The organism is Brevibacillus sp. M2.1A (genome assembly GCF_013284355.2).
Taxonomy (GTDB): domain Bacteria; phylum Bacillota; class Bacilli; order Brevibacillales; family Brevibacillaceae; genus Brevibacillus.
Window position 1 is genome coordinate 6122769 of the sequence record NZ_JABSUY020000001.1, and the last position, 18454, is coordinate 6141222.

The window sequence follows — 18454 nt, forward strand, 5'->3', positions numbered from 1 at the left end:
TAAGCTTAACGTGTAAATTTCTAAATCCCTAAAAAAGGGACCATACATTCTGGATCCGAACACAGCACAACTTCTACCTCGTTAAAACTTCTTCCTAAACCACCTTTATACACTTTAACAGTAGTCAAATCTTTGTAAAATATTGCACTGATCAAATCCTGATCAGGGTAATGATTCAACATAATTTTTAGTGCACTATGATCTGTGATACTAGGTCTTAAGTCATTAATCAAATGTATATGCCAATCCCCAACATAATAAAGGTAGCCATTAGAAAGCGTTGTAAGGTGGCGGCAAAATTTAGTTGTATAATCACCGTCAATCAATACAGACGTAGTCTTTTTACAGGCACGTGGTCCAGGACCTGATGCATGAGTAATTACAACAGACTCATCAGCATAATATCCAACTAAAGCTCCACCGGTTTCTACTGTTCGTTTTTCCCCTACCTCTTCCCTTATACAAGCCAAGGCGTTTTCTGTTAGGAAAACTTTTTTAATCATCAGCGTTACACAACAAACATGATGGATTTTTGTCATTAGATAAAACTTTAACAGCGTAATCCCAATTCCCTAGTTGATCTCGACTTGACCACACTAAGTAATCTCCTCCGGTTTCCTGATATTTTGGTGTATCATCCAGTAAGGTGTTAACGACCATTTGGCAGGTGAGTGCAGCTGCAATATTAATATCCGAGACGGCACCAACAAAGGTCGGTTGATTACATCCTGGTGCGAACTGCATTGTAGATTCCGGAGCTCCAGGCGGAGCTGTCTGTCCGTATGATATATTCCAACAAACCCAGCACCCCGACTTACCCGGTCGGTATCGTACCACTTCCGTGCTCCATCCTCCATTCGTCACCGAACCAACTACCAGTTTCTTCTCTAAATTTGTACATATAGAATTTATATAATGAGAGACCGAATGATGACCCGTTGTGTCAACGATCACGTCTGCATGTATTAATGCTTTAATAAACTCCTCATACGTATCTCGTCCTTTATCCTCTCCGATATAAATCGCCTTTGAATCTACATTTGTTAAAGGCGAAACCTGTTTGATTCTGTCTTCAACAGCAACTACTTTTGGAATCCCAAACCACGTTTGACCTACTGGATGTCGGATTGAGTTAGCAGGTTCGTATCTGTCTGAGTCTATCAGGGTAATATTCCCTATTCCCTCTTGTGCCAAATTTAAGGCTACCATGGAACCTAACGATCCAGCTCCAACTAATAACACATTTTTATTGTTTAATTCCCCACCATGAGGTGTCCGAACTTCTCGATCGTCCGAGTTAACAGCATAACATCTTATCCATTTATTAATTCCTCTAATGGTTTTTAGTAAGATCCATGTTGCTCGATACCTCCCCCGTATCCCCCATTCATCAGGGAAAACAATAAAAGTCCATGATTCATTGCTTTTATTTGGTTTTATTCCAATGCTATTTAACCATGATTGTAGTTGTTCTTGTTCAAGTGGTGGAGGTTCTTTTACTATTCTTATTGCTGCGTTTATTACTGTCGCTTTTGAAAACCATTCATCATAAGTAGGTACTGCATTGTGGACAAGCTCTCTATTTTCTATGCTACTAAGAATTCCACGTGTACCAAATTTATTTCGTACTATTTTTAATTTAGCCTTAAAGAACCCCTCAAGTTCTTCAATTTTCATGTCACCGAAAGGAGGAGGGATTAGAAAAGTGTTACCGTCTTCGTAATCAAAGTGTGATATCCTCGGTTCCGGTACAATATCATGAACAGGAGGATTACCGTTCGGAGGATAATCTACAATGAGTTGTTCAGCTTCCAAATACACCTCAAATGCTGTAAAATAGGCTTTCCATCGCTCGTTTGAAAAACCAAAACAGCAAAGTACCCCAGTATCTGGGGCGTGATGCCGATTAAGTATTAAATCTGGGGATACTTTACTTATTACAATTGGAGGGAATGAAGGATATCCATTTGGATACGAAAAAATTAGCGGATATTCTTGTCTTACACGTGATCTCCCAATAAATCTCACAATTTTATCATTTATAAGAGAATCTGCATCTAACTGAAATCCTAGGGATTCCATTATCTTTTTTTCTCTATCAAAAAGCTCCGGTAACCTCTTAAACCATGGGTGGAAGAAGTTAACCATGGCGACGATCAGGCTGCCTTCCCGAGTCTTGTGTTTCCTTTACAATAATCCCGAAGGCTGGAGCAGTTGTTCCCCTACTATTGTTTGTACTGTCACTCGATGTGTCTTTAAATACTTGTTTCCATGCGGCTACCTTACTGTCATTGTCTTCCCCAGCTTCCTCAAGAAGTGTTAAGCAATATTCAGCAGTTGTTTTAAATAATGTTTTCCTGCTACTATCAATAATATCTGCAACATTATTATTCGAATTAGCTGGATCGATGAGATTAATTGACTCAACCTCATCCTTTATATATTGCAAAACATGTTTTACCTTATTGTCTAACCCTGAACCTGAGAAGGATTCCATCGCTTTTATAACAAGCAACTCAATTGCAAATGATTTAAATTTAAGTGCCCAACGCTCTCTCCAAATCTTCATTAATTTTATTTCATTTCTTGCACTACTATCTCTAATATGTTTTTTGTGTGTCTCAATATTTGTTTTTATCCGTGTTTCAGTATCAGTACGATACAGATTCACATCGTTGTTAGTAGTATCTTCTGTATCAATTCTGCGGCCAGGAACAACATCTACATTTAATCCGTCTAATCCGATTGAAACTCGTTGGTCAATAATCGTGTAATGTTTTTCAAGAAAATCACTAACCGATTCATACATGTTCTTTAATGTGTCAAAAGAATCGTGTTTGAAGTGTACAGCCAAATCCATATCTTTACTGGACTTGATTGCAGTATGCTTAGCAATTGATCCAGAATATTTGAAGGAAATGATTTTACTACCATACTCCCCTCTTAATAGTTCTTCTACCTCATCTCTTTTCTCCTTAATTTCAGGCTCTTCACTAGTATCAAACTTCTCAGCATCCAACTGTGATTCTAAATATTCATGTCCCGTCATACTAATCCCCTTAATGATTAATTTATTTTGTGATGTAACCCTGAATAACATCCCGGCAAATCTAAAGCTTCTGCAAGAGTAAACCATATTTGCAATGCAACATGTTTTTCCTAAAGAGTTTCTCAATGATTTAATTATGGCATTTCTGATTTCTCGTCAGATAAATCAAGTATACTTATCCTATACAGAACCAATTGGCAAACAATTCAGTCAATGTTCTGATTCTCCTCTATTTCTGCCCATTCAGACACATTAACTTAAATAATATACTTTCATATTAAAATTGCTGCGCAAACTCTTTAATCTGTTGAATTGAGGTTACTTGGTTACGTATTGCAAAACAGAAAGTATATTATCTCGATAAGGTCTATTTTTTAGGTTGATTAATTATTCTAGTATCCAAAATGCTGACAATTCCCTTATCACATTCATTCCGGATGAGTCGCCTAAAACCCTGACGCAGTTTTACAATCATTTCTGGAACTAATACTTCCGCTTCTTTATTCTCTACTTTATCACCCTTAAATCCAAGAATTGGATCCGGTACAGGAAAAGGTAACCTGGTAATTATGACTTGGCTTAAATCTTGCCCTTTAATATCAATCCCTTCCCAGAATACACCTGTCTCAAGAAGTAGCCCTTTTGTTATTATAAATTCCTTGATAACTTCATTTTGATTTGCATTCTTGTCTTGTTTTACCAATGGCCAAGGAAGCTTTCTGACACTTAAATATTCATAAACAAACAATAAGATCCGCTTTAGAAGTAAATAACACTAAGGTTCTTCCTTCTGTAGCTATAGTAAGATCAAAAATTCGTTTAGATATCTGTCGCAAATATTTCTCATGATTGTCTTTCGTCGGTGGAATAATGTCGGTTGAATGTACAAACGTGCGTGGTTGTCGTAGTCAAAGGGAGAAGGTTTTGGTTCCATAATACTACCTGTAAAACCCAAAGCTCTTTTTTGATACTGGTACTGACTCTCCAAAGTATCCCTTGGTTGAGTAATGGTTGCTGAGGTTAGAATGAGAGGAACTTTAATTTGTTGATTATTGAAAAGCATAGATTTTAGTTTTGAATCAATATTTTTAGGGCAGTATTCAACCTTTATAGAGTTTCGTCCTTTTTCTTGGTCATATCTTCCCCCAAAAATATCCTTCTGAGAATCGGGTACTCTACGCAAATCATCGATAAAAGAAATGATTTTTCTAAACGATCTTGGAAGAATTCAATACTATCGTTGCGATTAACACTGGCTTTCTCTTAAGCTTCGATGCAATCAAACCTGGGAATAAATACCCATAAGATTTTCCTATTCCAACTCCTGCTTCAATCATAGATTGGTTCCATTGCTAATAGCTTCAGCAACACTTAATGCCATGTCTACTTGTCCATCGCGACGTGCAATGATATTTTGTTCAAACAAGTGATCAAAAACATTGCACAAAATTACCAACTAATTCTTGAGCAAATTTGCTTTTGAGTTGAAGACGAATGAAAATCCACTCCTTTTTAACATCAATATATCGTAACCAAAATAATTTTTATTACTATATATTGTGTCGTTACTCTATATTACATTCTTTTACCAGCAAATACAAGCATTTGTTCTACTAATTACGAATCATCGCATTTACGGCACATCCCCCTGCCTTCCCGTCCTTAAGTTGCTGTACCTCAAATCGGAAGTACGAACCAGAATTAGCATTTGAAATGTAAACTCCTTAACAACTGAAGAGAACTTTAGTTTAAGTTAGAGATTTGTAACCATAGAAAAAAGAAAGCAAGTCTTATATAGCGGTTAGGTGTGAATCTCGTGAACTTATCAGATTAGCTCCTAATATACGTATTTTACAGGAAACCGTAAAATCAGGATTGTGTTCTTCGAATGTATTAATAAAATCACCAGATGATAGAGAAGCAATTACTAAGGTGTGAGAGACGATTTTCTTAGAAACTGGGTATATGCCAATTGATATTCATACACCTCTATGGTTATGAAGTCGTGCAAAGCTTCCGGGGACTAACCCGTCATTAAACTAACGGATAGAATAGTTTATGTACAATCATAACAACAAAGATATACACAAAAAAGCTTACCAATTGAATTGGTAAGCTTTTTGTAGCTTTTATTGCAACCCTACACCAGGTTACACGCCGGCCGGCCTTCTAATTAACTATATTTTAACATATATATATTTATATTGCAAGTACTAAATGGTTTCCCAGTCAGTAATATCATTAGTTCCCATTCTTTTGATAAGCTCCAAGTTAATATACTCTTTTCCCTTAGAAATATTCTCCGACCAATATGTAACAATGATATCCTTTACCAGATCAATGGCTTGGTACTTATTTAGTACTTTAACTGCATCGAACAATCGAATTTCATATCCACGTCTTGCACAATTTAATTTGAGCTCTTTTATTAAATCACTATTAATTCTTGTAGAACCGGTAGTTCTAAAGCGATTTACAAGTTCAAAATGTGCACAGTGATTTCTTAGTAACTTTATTATTTCTATAGAATTAACGAATACCTCTTTGTGCCTTAAGTCTAAACCAAAATCATTAAGTACTGCTTTTAATACTGGTCGACTTAGATTGTATACTATTACTAAAAGCTCATGTAAAGTTAATACTTTTATAGTTACCCAAAATGGAGGTTTATCGTATCTATCAACATATTTATATTTAGATTTCATTCTAGTTATGAAATTTCTTCCCTTTGAATCAATTTTAAATAGCTCGTGGCTACTTAAATGTAAAGCTAAATAGTTAGTATCTGCAGGATTTCGATAGTAATTTGAAATGTCCGTGTAATTTAATGTATGTTCATCCTTTGAACAGTATGCTTCACAGAAATGATAAGCAATTGATGTTTTTAAACGGATTTCGAAGTCAGATATTATAGTTAACATTGCACTTGAGAGTTTTCTGTCAAAAGCATATAAGCTTAAGAAATCTCCAAAATACTTATCTTCGTACTTTTTATTATCTGCCTTACTGTCAACTAAGAGTAAAGTTTCAAAACCATTGATTAAATCGAAATAATTTTTTTGCATCAATTCCTTTTTAGCTTGCACTTTATCTTCAATGATTAATCCTCTTTCTTCCAAAAGGGCTATTTGTTGATCTATGCTTCTAAACCCCTTATTTATCTGAGTAATCATATATTACGCCCCTAATATTTTTCACGAAAATTATTTTTATGTATCTCAAACCATTTTACACCAATAAATTTCAATTGAATATTAGTTACATAATTATTTACACAGAACATGTTTGTATTAAAACTTGCAAAGGCGACTAAGGATTTTAAGTACTGCATATTATACAAATGTAGTTCCGTTAAAAAACTAGCAATTTATATTATTGGTCTTACTATTATTAAATGGAATTTAAATATGTATCAGTCACTCACACTTCAAAATAAGATAAAAAATAACCCGACCTGGAAATCGAGTTATTTTTTATATCGCATTAATTTTAGTTTAATATAATCAATCACTTCTTCTTTTGCAATATCTTCTAGCTGCCGATAGAAGCTAATCAATTCAACTTCATCTTTCTCTATTTCCTTCGTGTAGAGCATTTCTTCACTTAAAATAAGCCAATGTAAATTGACCTTGTATTGAACTACCAAAGATACTAATACTTCTATAGAAGGAGTCGATTTACCTGATTCAATTTCGCTTAAATTTGCTTGAGATATACCAAGACTTTTGGCGAAATTAACTTGAGTCATATCATGTTTTTTTCTTACAAATTTGACTCGCTCACCAAGGGTTTTTGCATTCATTTTGAACACCTTGTACTTTAAGGCACTGAATGCCCGGATATAAATAAAAAACTTTGAAGCAAAAGCTTGCCAAAAGTTTTTTGAAGCATAAGCTTGCCGTTGCGGCAAATATTTGGTTCAAGTCACATCATCAGGTGGCTTCACTTTATGTATTTTGGTGGAGGCGGGGGGATTCGAACCCCCGTCCGAAAACAGCGATACATGAGCATCTCCGAGCGCAGTCACTCATTTAAATTTCGGTACCGGATTCGCGGAGTGACGCGCTGACCCGTTACCTAGCCTGATTGATCTTCTTCCTTCGGCTCCAGGCGGAAGCCTCCGGCGTATCCCACTAAAGTTGAGCGCTAGTCATGCCACATGGGCGATGGAATGGTAGCGCCTCACTGGTTATTAAGCAGCGAGAGAAAGTTGTTTGTTGCCAGTTAATGGCGTTCCGCGTTGTTGACGAGGTCCGCAGCCCCCCGGCTCGCTTCTCATGCTCTACCATCCCCGTCGAATCCAGAACGCCCCCAGGTAGGTGAGAAAAAGTCTAGGTGAAGAGCCATTAAATCCGCACCTAGACTGTATTGTAACTAACAGTGTATTGGCTTGTTGTTGCTTATTAAATATAGCACAGGCGACAACCAAAACTCAACGTTGATTGCTGCCAAGCCTGCCAGTGCAATCCAATCAACCTTTTTGGCGTTCGCGCAGAGCACGCTCGATATCACGCGCAGACTCTTTTTTCTTGAGGTCTTCACGCTTGTCGTAGTTCTTTTTCCCTTTGACAAGTGCGAGCTCGACCTTGGCCCAACCGCCCTTCAAATAAATGCTGAGCGGGACCAGCGAGTACCCTCTTTCGCGAATCAGACCATTGAGCTTGAGGATTTCCAAGCGACGCATCAGCAACTTGCGAGTCCGCTCTGGCTCATGGTTAAAACGATTTCCCTGCTCGTACGGACTAATATGCACATTGTACAGTAGCAATTCGCCATTCTGCACACGAGCGAAGCTGTCCTTGAGCTGGACACGAGCCGCACGCACGGACTTGATCTCCGTACCGGTCAGCTCAATGCCTGCCTCGTATACTTGCTCGATGTGGTAATCGTGGCGCGCTTTTCGGTTTTGGGCGATTGTCTTGGTTCCGGCCTTATCTTTTGACATGGAGATCACCTCACTTGTACGTACTGCGTTTCGTACCAGTTAGTCTAGCAAATTTTGCCCATTGTGGCAAGTCATTTACCCGGTAAATAGCCAACCCCGAAAAGGGAAACGGATCGTTCCGCGTACTTTTCGGGGTTTAAACAACTGTTTAACGGCGTTTCCGTTTCGCCTGACTGGCTACATTTTTGCGGTTCTTTTTCTTCGACTTGACGAGATCTTCCCAGAATCCCTTCTGGCGTTTCGCTGGGGTATCTCCTTCTCCTGCACCGATTGGCAGCACTTCTTCACCGCTCGATGCTTTGCCCGATCCAGCACGGCGAGGAGGTTTGTTCCCTTCCGTTTTGCGGCGATCCTTGTATTTTTGACGGATTTCCGCTGGATGCTTTTTGTCCTTTTGACGATCTGGTTTGCCTGGACGATCTGGACGGCCTGTGCGTGAACGATCTTGTTTGCCACGTGTCGGCTTACGATCTCCACCTCGACCATCTATTACGCGAGGCGTACGCTCACGGCTGCCGCGGAACCCAGCCTTTGGCATCCCGACGATTTCGAAGTCGATGGTGCGTTCATCCACGTTTACATTGGCTACACGTACCTCGACGACATCCCCGATCCGATACTGCTTGCCTGTACGCTCACCGACCAGCGCAAACATTTTCTCATGGTAATGATAGTAGTCGTCGGTCAAAAAGCTGACGTGCACCAAGCCTTCAATCGTGTTAGGAAGCTCGACGAAAATCCCAAACGAAGTGACGCTGGAGATGACGCCCTCGAATTCTTCTCCCACTCGCTCAAGCATGAACTCTGCTTTTTTCAGATCGTCTGTTTCACGCTCGGCATCGACAGCCAACCGTTCACGTTGTGACGCATGCTCCGCGATTACTGGCATTTGCTCTGCCCAGTACCCCAGACGTTTTTCTGATATTTGATTCCCCAGCTCGATCCATTCGCGAATGCGACGGTGGACGATCAGGTCGGGATAACGGCGAATCGGCGAAGTAAAATGAGTATAAAACTCCGTAGACAAGCCGTAATGCCCCAGACTTTCCGCGTCATAGCGCGCTTGCTTCATCGAACGCAGCATGACGGTGCTGATAATAATTTCTTCCGGTGTTCCCTTTACCTCTTCCAGCAACTGCTGCAACGCACGTGGATGGACAGAATTGCCCTTGCCACGGATTGAGTAGCCAAAATTCGTGATGAACTCCATAAAGGCCATGAGTTTTTCAGCATTCGGATCTTCGTGAATCCGGTACATGAACGGCTGCTTCATCCAGTGGAAATGCTCGGCCACTGTTTCGTTGGCAGCGAGCATGAACTCCTCGATGATCTGCTCCGCAATCGATCGCGTACGGAAGCCGATTTCTGTAGGGGTTCCCTCTTCATCGACGTAAATTTTCGCTTCGCGGAAATCGAAATCAATGGCGCCGCGCTGCATCCGTTTTTTACGCAGCTTCAAGGCCAGCTCTTTCATATCCTCGAACATCGGGACGAGTCTGCTGTACTTCTCAATCAAAGCTTCGTCCTTGTCTTCCAAAATACTGCGTACATCTGCATACGTCATGCGCTCATCTGTACGAATTACACTCAAAAAGATGTCGTACTTGACGGTGTTTCCGTTCGCATCCATCTCCATATCGCAGGAAATCGTCAATCGGTCTACCTGCGGATTGAGACTGCATATGCCGTTGGACAAGCGATGTGGCAGCATCGGGATCACGCGGTCAACTAAGTAGACACTGGTACCGCGACGATACGCCTCATTGTCCAGCTGGGACTTTTCACGAACATAGTAGCTGACGTCAGCGATATGCACGCCGAGTCTCAGGTTTCCATTTGGCAGCCTCTCCAGGGAAACGGCATCGTCCAAGTCTTTGGCATCTGCACCGTCGATCGTAACCAACATCCGCTCACGCAAGTCACGACGACCGCTGATCTCCTCCTCGGAAATCTCATCTGGTGCAGCCTCAGCCTCTGCTAACACGTCATCTGGAAAAGCTTCTGGCAAGTTGAACTTGCGGATGATCGACAAGATATCGACGCCCGGATCGTTCTTATGGCCGAGAATCTCGACGACCTCACCCTCAGGATTCACTCGCCCCTCTGGGTAACGAACGATGTTGACGACTACCTTGTGACCATCTACAGCACCGTTATAGGCTTCTTTTGGGATAAAAATATCCTTGCCGAGCCGCTTTTCGTCGGGAATGACAAACGCGTAATACGTCTCGTCCTTGAACGTCCCTACGACCTGCTTCATTCCCCGCTCGACGATGCGAATAATTTGTCCTTCCAGACGATTGCCGCCCGCTTCCTTTTCCACACGGACCAATACGGTATCCCCATGCAGCGCACCGTTCATATCATTCGCATGAACGTATACGTCCTCCGCGCCCTGTGTTTCCGGGATCACAAATCCGAAGCCCTTCGGATGACTTTGCAGACGTCCACGCACCAGATTCATTTTTTCAGGCACACCATACCGATTCGCTCTCGTGCGGATCACCTCTCCGCTCGCTTCCAGTGCATTCAGTGTTTTCACAAGCTCCTTGAACGTGGCAGAATCCTTGATTCCAAATGCTTCTTCCAGTTCCCTCACCGTCATCGGGTGGTATGCTTGCTCTCGCATAAACGCGAGTATTTTTTCTTGATCTTCCATTCACAAACCTCCTTTTTCGCGTGGCATTCCCGCGTTTCTCCATGACCATCCTATTATGTAGTATTCACCGTTCCCGCATATCGCAATCGGAATAGAGAAAAAGACAGCAAGTTGCACTCGCTGTCTTTCGGCCGTTCGTCTATTACGCTCCTGTTTTCAAGAAATACCCGAGCAAAATCGCAAAAATCATGAAGCCAACCGCAAATACAACGGTCAGTTTCCCTAAAAGTGCGTCAATCCCGCGGGCTTTTTGTTTGCCCATCAGTTGCTCTGCGCCGCCACCAATCGCTCCGGAAAGGCCGGCACTTTTTCCCGATTGCAGCAACACGACGATAATTAAGCCAATACTTGCGATCACAAGTAAAATTTTCGCAGCCAATGCCATCTTCATTCACCTCAAAACGTATTTCCAAGGCGGAAAAAACCAATACAACAACTTTATCACACTTGTCTGGTAACAGCAACCCGCTATCCCTTCCATTATAAGAGAAATTCTTTCAAATAATATTGACCGTTATAAGGTAGAATAAGAGCAACGTGTTTTTACGAAAAAATGGCAAATTGTGTACTTTCTTTGTCTTGTTGGGTAGTCGCCTTGATATTGTCAAACTTTTGCCGTAAAATTACCATGAAACTTTATAATTTGCTTTGGGAGGTCTTTGTCAGATGGCTGGGTCCAACAAAAAAGACATGAATCAAAACGATGTAATTGATTCCGCGAAGGCCTTTTTTACTTCGTTTGGTATCTTGTTTCTTGTTTTTCTCATTGCACTTGTAGGATCAATCATTTTCCCACCAAAACATGGCGAAGAAGCAAATGGTGGCGGCGCACCAACTGCACAAATTGACGCTGCTGCTGTATTTAAACAAAATTGCGCTTCCTGTCATGGTCAAAATCTCGAAGGCATTGCAGGTCCAAACCTGACAAAAATTGGAGCGACGCTTAGCGCTGACGACATTGCTAAAATCATCAAAGAAGGTAAAGGCGGCATGCCCCCTGGAATGCTGAAGAAACAACCAGAAATTCAAGCGGTTTCACAGTGGCTGTCGGAGAAGAAATAAGTACATAGATAGCCTGTAAGAAAGAAACACCGAAGACTTTTCCTCTTCGGTGTTTTCCGCGTTAATGGGGAGGCTTTTCATATGATCATCAAGATTGAAGCTTTGGGGAAACAAATCCACTCCCCTGCACGTACATGGTTGTTCCGTGACGTAAACACTAGCATTATGGAGCCTACGATTATTGGCATTCTGGGGAAATCAGGTCAGGGAAAAAGCACCTTGCTTCGTATTTTGGGTCGTCTTCTGCAACCTGACGCCGGTACGGTTTTCCTGGAGAAGAAAGAAATGACACTGTGGGACGCGAAAGCTTGGCGAATGAAAATCAGTTATGTGGCTCAGCAGGCCGTTATGCTGCCAGGCAGCGTGGAAGACAATCTGCGGACAGTAAGTACCCTGCATCAGCGTCCTTTTGATAAGAAGCTCGCCTCAGCCTTGATGGAACAGTTATATATGGAAGAGATTGATTGGTCAAAACCAGCGGCTCAACTCTCCGGCGGTGAAAAACAACGGCTCGCTCTCGTTCGTACCCTGTTGCTTCAGCCACCTGTCCTGCTGCTGGATGAGGTTACCGCTTCACTCGACACGAAGAGCAAGCAGGCTGCTGAACGGCTTCTCGTCGATTTGCACCACCAAACGGGCACGACCTTAATTTGGATCACGCATGATTTAGAAGAAGCACGAGTCGCTTGCAAGCGCATTTGGTTTATGGCGAACCACCAGCTCGCAGAAGACGCTGAATCTGAAGCGTTTTTCCACTCGCCCCAATCCGAGGAAGCTCGTGAATTTTTGCAAGATGGGAATGTCCACGCTGCCCTCAGTGAGGTGCAGCGATGACGCATACGCTTACGGATTCATACATGTGGCTACTCTTTGCCTATGCATTTGTTTTCATTGCCCTCCTGCTCTCCGTTTGGCAGAAGCTCGGCTTGGAAAAAGACATTTTGATTGGCACCATCCGCTCTACCGTTCAATTGCTCGCGATCGGCTACGTTCTACATTTTGTCTTTGCCGCTGATAGTGTCTGGTTTATTTTATTGATCATTCTCATGATGATCTCGGTCGCTTCGTGGAACGCTGCCAGCAGAGCCAAGCATTTATCGGGGATCTTTTGGCGGATCTCTATATCAATTGCAATAACAGAGGTCATCACTATGGGACTGTTGGTTGTACTCGGGCTTGTTTCTCCTACGCCGCAGTACCTCATCCCGATGAGCGGCATGATTATTGGCAGCTCCATGATCGTCATGAGCCTTTTTCTCACGCATATGAACAGAGAAGTAGAAGCCTCTCGCGGGGAAATCGAAACTCTGCTTTGTCTGGGAGCCACTTCTCGCCAAGCCGTGCATGTAGTGTTGAAGCGAGCCGTCAAAGCGAGTATGATCCCCACCTTTGACACGATGAAAACAATCGGACTCGTCCAATTGCCAGGGATGATGACCGGAATGATCGTCGCGGGTGCCAGTCCCATCGAGGCCGTTCGCTACCAAATCCTCATTATGCTCAGCTTTAGCTCCTCAGCGGCCATTTCGGCGGTTCTGATCAGCATGCTCAGCTATCAGCTCTGGTTTACACGGGATTCCATGCTCCACCCTTAAATACAAGCACTGTCGGACACAGCTTCCGGCAGTTTTTTTGTTTTTGTAATGAAATGCACCCTGAGTCGTCAAATTACATGTAGAACGTACAAAAGGTGGTTCAGCTATGGACAAAAACGGTTTAATTGAGCAATGGTTCCTACGCTATGGCGATGATATTTACAAATTTCTTATTTACTACACAGGAACCCGCGATGTGGAAGACCTCGTTCAGGATGTCTTTTTAAAAGCGCTTCGGTCTCTGGATGCATTCGAAGGCAGATCGCAACCGAAAACATGGCTATTGACGATTGCCAGAAATACCGCCATCGATCATAAACGAAAGCAACGTCTGCGTAATTGGCTGCCAGACAAATGGCTGGCGAATGTAGAGACTGAAGAAAAAACACCGGAGGAAATTTTGCACGTACATGAGGAGCAGCAAGCACTTTACCATGCAATCCGAGAAGTAAAACCCGCATTTCGTGAGGTGCTCATTTTGCGTGGGGTCAAGGGACTGTCCTCCAAGGAGACGGCTGAAATACTGGGGTGGTCCGAAAACAAAGTAAACGTGACATTGCACCGCGCCATGAAAGCTGTCAGAGAAATACTTGAGCGTGAGAAAAAGGAGATGATTGGCGATGCGATCTAATTCAGACCATGATTTACTAGAGAAATTGAAAGGGATGCCGGATATGAAAATGAGCGGAGAAAAAAAGCACGAGATCGTTTCTGCTATTCGCAAAACAAATGTGAGCAAATCTGGGGGGACTGCTTCTTATCGTGGTTTCGCTACGATTGGCAAGGGATTGGCCCTCTGCTCCGTACTTGCTGTGACCGTCTGGCTGGGAGCCTCACTCCTTACGAACCAACAACAGAGTACATTGCCAGATACCGTTGCACCTATTGCTCCTGGCTCTCCTACCGCTTCTCCGGGACCCGGTCCAAACAACAGCGTGACAACACAGCCTATTCCGCAGTCAGAGGAACTCTTGTCACAAATTCGTTCAAATGCAAAAAAAGGCAGAGTCATCTCCCTTCCTTTCGTTCTGGAAAAAACGATAGATGAAGTAGAAAAGGGCTGGGGAAAGCCTGAGAAAACCTACTCAGCAAATGGACTGATCTACTCTGCCTACCCGAAAAAAGAAGTCGTGTTTGGCTACAACAAAGGCATGCAGCTCGTAGACATGCACAGGACAGATTCACGCTTGCAGCAAATCAGCTTGTCTGCCGTCGAAAAGAGCTGGGGAAAACCGAGCCGTATCAGCGAGTTTGGCGATCATACAATTTATACCTATGATGTGACGAGTGAATATCAGGTCAAGCTGATCTTCCAAGGCACGAAAAGCACGAGCAAAGAAGACTTGATTCTTGTGGAATACCAACTGTACTACCCGCAAGGAAACAAAAATCTGATGCTTTATGGGAATAATGCCGAATTGTTGCAAAGCGTGCGTGATCTCGCCGGGAAAGGCCAAATCATCGGCAGTCAGTATCGTTTAGAAAAAGATGTATTCGATGACGCAGAAAAACAGTTGGGCAAACCGGATGTCGTCTCCTTCGTCAATGGCATCACATACAATACGTACCGGGATCTCAACCTAGTCTTCGCCTTTAACAAAGGAATGCAAATCGTTGATATTCGTTCCTATGACCCACGCCTGCAAGCAATTACACTTGCCGAGGTGCGTGAAACACTTGGGGAGCCAGCTAGCAAAACCACAACGGGCGGCCAAACCATCTACACCTACAAGGTAACCCCTGATTACGAATTGAAATTTATTTTCTCAGGCATCATGACCGATGACCCAAACACTATCTTCATCGATCACGTAAACATTTACTACCCACGAGGAACATTCAACAACATGGCGGGATAACCACACAAAAAAAAGACGGGAGCATCAGTCCCGTCTTTTTTCATTATTTACCGATGATGTAGCCTTCCAGCTCATCCAGCACTTTATTCGCTGCGATTACGCCACCGGAAGTATTCCAGATGGTGTCATCCACTTTGAATGCTTTGCCCGCTTTCACGACGTTCAGGTTTTTCCAGAGTGAATCGTTTGTCCACTCTTGCTCCAGCTTGGATGCCTCGCCCTTGCCTGTTTCGTACGTAAAGTAGAACATGATGTCGCCATCCATTTCCGGAATGCGCTCTTTGGTTACTTCTGCTGCGAAATCGTCTTTGTCTTGGGCAGCTGGACGTGCCAGGCCAAGGTCTTTGAAAATCGCACCAGTGAAGGTGTTTTTGTAGTAGATGCGAACTTTGCCAGGCATGAAACGTACAACAGATACTTTTGTGTTCAGCTTGTCGCCCGCTTTTGCTTTAAACTCTTCTACGCGTTTGTTCCAATCAGCGAGGATTTTTTCACCCTCAGCCTTTTTGTTTACTGCTTCCGCGAACAAAGAGAAGTTTTCTTTCCAGTCGCCGCGTGGCTCTTCCACGAATACGGTTGGAGCAATTGCAGTCAATTGTTGATAAATTTTTTCATGACGGAATTTCATACCCAGAATCAAGTCAGGTTTCAGTGCCGCAATTGCTTCCAGGTTAGGTTGTCCTTCTGTACCTACGGATTTTGTACCCTCAAGGAAAGACTTGGTGAAATCGTAGAATTGTGTTGGATCATTAGCTGCACCTACAGCCCCTACCGGCTTCACACCGAGAGCCATCAGAGTTTCAGTACCTTGGTTAGTCAACATGACGATGCGTTCTGGCGTACCTTTAATGGTTGTTTCGCCCATCGCGTGTTTCACTGTGTAGCTTTGGCCGGAACCCTCGGAATTGCCTGTTGCTTGGTCAGCAGGCTTTTGTTCTGCCGGCTTTTGTTCGCTTGCTTGCGGAGTACCACAACCGGTAACAACCAGTAAGAGCGCCATTAAGACAGCAAAAAAAGCTTTACCGCCTGCGGTCCGATATGTACGAGAAAACATGATGAAAGGACCCCTTTCCCTTTTCTATAATGAGAATTCATATCAATGACAGAGTCTATCCTACTCCCCTGCTTGTCAAAAGTCAATCATAAAATGATAATGACTATCAACGTCATTGACACTTCCTTTATGTAGCTCTACACTTAACTATGAAACCATCTAAGAAATAAGGATGTAGCCATCATGAATACTTTTTTAGCTAGCAACTTTCGTAAAATTCTGGGACTGGTATTCGCCCTTCTTCTTCTGACTTACCTCAGTTATGCCAGCCTCATCTTTGGCGTCATTGACACGAGCTGGCAAACTGCGATTGATGCCTATACGAATTTTAACGGCTCCAATGAACACATCGTCATTAAAGAAGTGCGAGTACCGCGTGTGCTCAATGCACTTACGGTCGGTTTCTGCCTCGGCTTGGCCGGAACTCTGCTGCAATCCTTGACGAGAAACCCTGTTGCAGACGTTGAACTGTTCGGTCTTAATGCAGGTGCTTCTCTTTTTGTTGTGTTCGCCGTTACTTTTGTCGGGATCAGCTCCTTGACCCAGTTTACATGGATTTCCTTTCTAGGGGCCGCTGTAGCAGGTTTGATCGTTTACATGCTCGGTTCATTCGGCAGAGATGGACTTTCGCCTGTGAAGCTGGTCCTAGCGGGTGCAGCTATCACCGCCTTGGCTTCTTCGATCCGACACGGCATGATGGTCCTGAATGAAAAGGCTACGGACGAGGTGCTTTTCTGGCTGGCAGGGTCAGTCGGAGGCAGAAAGCTGGAGTACTTAGCCACTGTCTTTCCTTATATGGTCATCGCCTGGATCGCTGCTTTTGTCCTCGCACGTCCGATTCAAACGTTGTTGATGGGTGATGACGTAGCAAAAGGTCTCGGACAACGCACATTATTGGTCAAATTCAGTGTTGGAATCGTCATTGTTCTCTTATCCGGTTGCGCAGTTGCTGTTGCTGGACCTATTGGTTTTGTCGGTTTGGTCACTCCACATCTGGCCCGCTATCTCGTCGGAATCGATACACGCTGGGTACTTTTGTACAGCGGTCTGCTTGGTTCCATCCTGCTGCTGTTAGCAGACATCGGCGCTCGTTATATTGCAATGCCTGCTGAGGTTCCTATTGGAGTAATGACAGCCCTGATCGGGATTCCGTTCTTCATCTATGTCGCACGCAAGGGGCTGGATAAATAATGAAAGACTACCTGTCTCTTCGCATCGGCAAGCGCTTTTCATCGTTTCAGCTACATAAAAGGACGATCTTGTTTTCGCTACTCTCCTTGCTGGTCGTCATCGCAGTAGCGGTTGTCAGTCTCGGAATGGGTGAAATGAAAATCGCCTCGCTCGATGTGGTAAAAGTTTTGTTGGGAATCGGTTCAGAAGAGAATGCTTTGATTGTGGAGCAATTTCGACTGCCTCGCATCGTCATTGCCATTTTGGTAGGTGCTGCACTTGCCGTCGCTGGTGCCATCATGCAGGGGCTCGTCCGCAACCCGTTGGCTTCCCCGGATATTCTTGGGGTATCGGGTGGAGCATCTGTTTTTGCAGTCGGCTTTTTGATCTTGTTTGAAACAGTGAGCATCAAGTGGCTTCCTCCCATCGCTTTTTTGGGGGCAACATTGACGACATTCCTGTTGTACGCCCTCTCTTGGAAAAAAGGCGTCACGCCGCTACGTCTTGTCATGATCGGTGTGGGAATCAAAATCGCAGCAGGTGCCATCGTCACCATGCTGATCATGTTCAGTCCGTTTTTGCTGCAAAATAAGGCATTGCTCTGGCTGACTGGCAGCATCTACGGCGTTGACTGGAACGACGTATTCATGATTTTGCCGTGGGTCGTCGGACTGATTCTCGTAGCCGGCTTCCTGGCTAGACGCGTGAACATTCAACAGCTCGGCGATGATCTGGCAACGAGTCTCGGCAGTTCCTTGCAATTGGATCGTTTCCTCCTACTGATGATTTGCGCGGCATTGACGGGAACAGCCGTCTCTGTTGGAGGAGATATCAGCTTTGTGGCTTTGCTGGCCCCACACATTGCCAAACAAATGATTGGTCCGTCCTTTGGCGGTGCCATGACACTCTCGGCTTTCTTGGGTGCCATTATCGTATTGCTTTCGGATTTGATTGCACGCATGGCTTTTTCACCAATCGAAGTGCCTGTAGGAGTATTCACCTCTGCCATCGGCGCTCCGTTTTTCATCTACTTGCTGTACAAAAACCGAAATCGCTAGGAA

Annotated in this window: 17 protein-coding genes and 1 other RNA gene; 7 read left to right on the forward strand and 11 right to left on the reverse strand. The window is 43.6% G+C overall.

Annotated features, from left to right (window positions below; all coding sequences use genetic code 11):
* Positions 1-20: 20 nt before the first annotated feature.
* The 10 genes from HP567_RS28965 to secG form a co-directional block, all read right to left on the reverse strand.
* Positions 21-503, reverse strand: a complete 483-nt coding sequence (locus tag HP567_RS28965; protein WP_173611049.1) for a Mov34/MPN/PAD-1 family protein — start codon at positions 501-503, stop codon at positions 21-23.
* Positions 496-2148, reverse strand: coding sequence for a ThiF family adenylyltransferase (locus tag HP567_RS28970; protein ID WP_173611048.1), 1653 nt, complete (start codon positions 2146-2148; stop codon positions 496-498). The genes HP567_RS28965 and HP567_RS28970 overlap by 8 nt, the downstream gene beginning before the upstream one ends.
* A complete protein-coding gene (locus tag HP567_RS28975) occupies positions 2141-3049 on the reverse strand; it encodes an SMODS domain-containing nucleotidyltransferase (RefSeq protein WP_173611047.1) in 909 nt (302 codons plus the stop codon). The genes HP567_RS28970 and HP567_RS28975 overlap by 8 nt, the downstream gene beginning before the upstream one ends.
* A gap of 367 nt (positions 3050-3416) precedes the next feature.
* Entirely contained in the window at positions 3417-3797 is a 381-nt protein-coding gene (locus HP567_RS28980) for a helicase C-terminal domain-containing protein (protein WP_173611046.1), read from the reverse strand.
* Between the two features lie 1465 nt (positions 3798-5262).
* Positions 5263-6222, reverse strand: coding sequence for an Abi family protein (locus HP567_RS28985; RefSeq protein WP_173611045.1), 960 nt, complete (start codon positions 6220-6222; stop codon positions 5263-5265).
* A gap of 293 nt (positions 6223-6515) precedes the next feature.
* On the reverse strand, positions 6516-6851 hold the full coding sequence (locus tag HP567_RS28990; RefSeq protein WP_173611044.1) for a helix-turn-helix domain-containing protein: 336 nt from the start codon (positions 6849-6851) through the stop codon (positions 6516-6518).
* A gap of 155 nt (positions 6852-7006) precedes the next feature.
* Positions 7007-7362, reverse strand: a transfer-messenger RNA (tmRNA) gene (ssrA, locus tag HP567_RS28995).
* Between the two features lie 158 nt (positions 7363-7520).
* Complete coding sequence (gene smpB / locus HP567_RS29000) at positions 7521-7994, reverse strand: SsrA-binding protein SmpB (RefSeq protein WP_016740379.1); 474 nt, start codon at positions 7992-7994, stop codon at positions 7521-7523.
* A 148-nt stretch (positions 7995-8142) separates the two neighbouring features.
* Positions 8143-10653, reverse strand: a complete 2511-nt coding sequence (gene rnr / locus HP567_RS29005; protein WP_173611043.1) for a ribonuclease R — start codon at positions 10651-10653, stop codon at positions 8143-8145.
* Between the two features lie 142 nt (positions 10654-10795).
* Positions 10796-11038 (reverse strand): preprotein translocase subunit SecG, encoded by a 243-nt coding sequence (secG, locus tag HP567_RS29010; RefSeq protein ID WP_047069672.1) that lies wholly within the window; start codon positions 11036-11038, stop codon positions 10796-10798.
* A gap of 281 nt (positions 11039-11319) precedes the next feature.
* Here secG and HP567_RS29015 point away from each other — a divergent pair, with 281 nt between their 5' ends.
* The 5 genes from HP567_RS29015 to HP567_RS29035 all read left to right on the forward strand — a co-directional run bounded on the left by HP567_RS29015 (position 11320) and on the right by HP567_RS29035 (position 15169).
* Positions 11320-11715, forward strand: a complete 396-nt coding sequence (locus HP567_RS29015; protein WP_047069673.1) for a YqzM family protein — start codon at positions 11320-11322, stop codon at positions 11713-11715.
* An 81-nt stretch (positions 11716-11796) separates the two neighbouring features.
* On the forward strand, positions 11797-12549 hold the full coding sequence (locus HP567_RS29020) for an ABC transporter ATP-binding protein (RefSeq protein WP_173611042.1): 753 nt from the start codon (positions 11797-11799) through the stop codon (positions 12547-12549).
* Positions 12546-13310, forward strand: coding sequence for an ABC transporter permease (locus tag HP567_RS29025; protein ID WP_173611041.1), 765 nt, complete (start codon positions 12546-12548; stop codon positions 13308-13310). Before HP567_RS29020 ends, HP567_RS29025 begins: the two co-directional genes overlap by 4 nt.
* 106 nt (positions 13311-13416) lie before the next feature.
* Complete coding sequence (locus tag HP567_RS29030) at positions 13417-13941, forward strand: RNA polymerase sigma factor (RefSeq protein WP_173611040.1); 525 nt, start codon at positions 13417-13419, stop codon at positions 13939-13941.
* The gene (locus HP567_RS29035; protein WP_173611039.1) at positions 13931-15169 is read left to right on the forward strand and encodes a YjgB family protein; all 1239 of its coding nucleotides are present in this window, start codon (positions 13931-13933) and stop codon (positions 15167-15169) included. The genes HP567_RS29030 and HP567_RS29035 overlap by 11 nt, the downstream gene beginning before the upstream one ends.
* Positions 15170-15212: 43 nt before the next feature.
* Here the strand turns inward: HP567_RS29035 and HP567_RS29040 are convergent, their stop codons facing one another.
* A complete protein-coding gene (locus HP567_RS29040) occupies positions 15213-16223 on the reverse strand; it encodes an ABC transporter substrate-binding protein (RefSeq protein ID WP_173611038.1) in 1011 nt (336 codons plus the stop codon).
* A gap of 183 nt (positions 16224-16406) precedes the next feature.
* On the opposite strand from HP567_RS29040, the gene HP567_RS29045 reads away from it, so the two are divergent.
* Both HP567_RS29045 and HP567_RS29050 read left to right on the forward strand, forming a co-directional pair.
* Complete coding sequence (locus HP567_RS29045; protein WP_173611037.1) at positions 16407-17414, forward strand: FecCD family ABC transporter permease; 1008 nt, start codon at positions 16407-16409, stop codon at positions 17412-17414.
* A complete protein-coding gene (locus HP567_RS29050; protein WP_173611036.1) occupies positions 17414-18451 on the forward strand; it encodes a FecCD family ABC transporter permease in 1038 nt (345 codons plus the stop codon). Before HP567_RS29045 ends, HP567_RS29050 begins: the two co-directional genes overlap by 1 nt.
* Positions 18452-18454 lie beyond the last annotated feature (3 nt).